Origin of the sequence: Daeguia caeni, assembly GCF_042653845.1 — a bacterium.
GTDB classification, from domain to species: Bacteria; Pseudomonadota; Alphaproteobacteria; order Rhizobiales; family Rhizobiaceae; genus Brucella; species Brucella caeni.
On the sequence record NZ_JBHSEL010000033.1, the window covers coordinates 1 to 2,158 of the forward strand.

Sequence of the window (2,158 nt, forward strand, 5' to 3'; positions counted from 1 at the left end):
CCGGCTTTGCCGATCTCGACGGACTGGAGTTCGTCGCCCGCATCGACATCGGCACCGACACCAATGGCGACGACAAGAACGAGATCCGCTCCGCCGTTACCGCCAGCCACAAGGACTATGCCGCCATCATGGGGCTGGTCACGGCAACGCCGCAGGCCAGCGCGACCAACGCTCCCCAGCGCAACGCCTATGCCGACGCCAGGCAGCACGGCACGACGCCGTCGTCGCGCCCCTCGTGGGCACAGTAGAGCGAGGGTTGAGCAATGCTGCTTCGTCCCCGCCAGAAACTGTTTGTCGAGCGCAGTGTCGCTGCGCTCGACACCCACGCCAATACGCTGGGCGTCGCACCAACCGGCGCCGGCAAAACCATCATGTTGTCGGCCGTCGCTGGCAAGATGATCGGCGATACGGACGCAAAGGCGGCTGTGCTCGCCCATCGTGATGAATTGACCGCTCAAAACCGCGACAAGTTCGCTCGCGTCAACCCCACCATTTCCACCTCGGTCGTCGACTCCAGTGANTATCGATCAGGCACTGAAGGCCAATCCGTCCTGTCGTATCTTCGGCGTCACTGCGACACCCAATCGTGGCGATCGCAAGGGTCTTCACGAGGTCTTCTCCAACGTTGCCGACCAGATCCGCATCGGCGAGTTGATCCGTTCGGGGCATCTGGTGCCGCCCCGCACCTTCGTCATCGACGTCGGCGTCAAGGACGAACTGGCCAGGGTGCGCAAGACCGCCAGCGATTTCGACATGGGCGAGGTCGAGCGCATCATGAACTGCGCCCCGGTCACCGATGCCGTCGTCCAGCACTGGAAGGACAAGGCCGCCGATCGGCAGACAGTGGTGTTCTGCTCAACGGTCGATCATGCGCGCGGCGTCACCGATGCGTTCAACGCTGCCGGCATCACCGCCGGCCTCATCCATGGCGAGATGGGAGATGGCGAGCGCAAATCGGTGCTTGCCGCCTATGCCGCCGGCGAATTGCGGATCGTCGTCAATGTCGCGGTGCTGACCGAGGGCTGGGATCACCCGCCGACCTCGTGCGTCGTGCTGCTGCGACCGTCCTCGTACAAGTCGACGATGATCCAGATGGTCGGGCGGGGCTTGAGGACCGTCGATCCGAGCGAGCATCCGGGCGTCATCAAGACCGACTGCATCGTGCTCGATTTCGGCACCTCGAGCCTGATGCACGGCTCGCTCGAACAGGAGGTCGATCTCGTCGGCCACGATGCATCCGGCGATGTCCCGACCAAATGCTGCCCACAATGCGAGGCGGACATCCCGCTCGGCTGTCAGGAATGCCCGCTCTGCGGTTTTGTCTTCGAAAGCATCGACGACGACAACGGTGACATTCCGCTCACCGATTTTGTGATGTCGGAGATCGATCTCCTCAAGCGCTCCAGCTTCCGCTGGTGCGATCTGTTCGGTGACGACGCCGCATTGATGGCCAACGGTTTCTCCGCTTGGGCCGGTGTCTTTTTCCTCAATGGCCGCTGGTACGCGATCGGCGCCGCCAAGGGCCTCGAACCCCGCCTGCTCTCGATCGGCGAGCGCATGGTGTGTCTGGCCGCCGCCGATGACTGGCTGAACGAACACGAATCCGATGAGAGCGCCCACAAGACCAGGCGCTGGCTGTCGCAGCCGCCGACCGACCGACAGCTTGCATACCTACCGGCCGACTACCGGCATGATTTCGGGCTGACCCGCTATCAGGCTTCGGCGCTCATCTCCTTCCAGTTCAACCGCACTGCAATCAGATCTCTGATCTTTGGCGCCGGTCAGCACGAACTTGCGAGGGCTGCGTGATGATTGATCCGACCAAAGCTGAGCAGGCAGCGATCCGCAGCGCAATGAAGCCGCTTGCCGAGATCATGGAGGAGATCGGCTGGCAGACCCGTCTCGTCGACCTTTCGGAACATCAGGTACTGACCCTGATCGACGTCGCCGTCACCGGCTTCCAGGACGCACTTCAGGAATACATCGCCGCCAATCCCACCATCGATCCGGAGGTACCGTTTTGATGAAACTCTGCACAAAATGTGGCGTCGAAAAGGACCTCGGCGAATTTGGTTGTCGGAAGCTGAGCGCGGACGGTCGACAGAGCTGGTGTCGAGATTGCCGGCGTGAGTACCAACGAATCTACGCTCAGAACTGC

The 2,158-nt window shown here is 62.2% G+C and carries 3 protein-coding genes and 1 pseudogene; all 4 read left to right on the top strand.

The window, feature by feature from the left end; translation table 11 throughout:
- On the top strand, window positions 1-248 hold a 248-nt coding region (locus ACFO1V_RS03360; protein ID WP_465251721.1), incomplete at its 5' end, for a hypothetical protein.
- Window positions 249-263: 15 nt separating this feature from the next.
- Window positions 264-485 (top strand): annotated as a pseudogene (locus ACFO1V_RS03365) (DEAD/DEAH box helicase family protein); the annotation flags it as partial.
- 289 nt (window positions 486-774) lie between these two features.
- The gene (locus ACFO1V_RS03370) at window positions 775-1,809 is read left to right on the top strand and encodes a DEAD/DEAH box helicase (protein ID WP_465251722.1); all 1,035 of its coding nucleotides are present in this window, start codon (window positions 775-777) and stop codon (window positions 1,807-1,809) included.
- Window positions 1,809-2,024 carry a DUF6511 domain-containing protein gene (locus ACFO1V_RS03375; RefSeq protein WP_374834754.1) on the top strand — a complete coding sequence of 72 codons (216 nt, stop codon included), beginning with the start codon at window positions 1,809-1,811 and terminating at the stop codon, window positions 2,022-2,024. Before ACFO1V_RS03370 ends, ACFO1V_RS03375 begins: the two co-directional genes overlap by 1 nt.
- Window positions 2,025-2,158 lie beyond the last annotated feature (134 nt).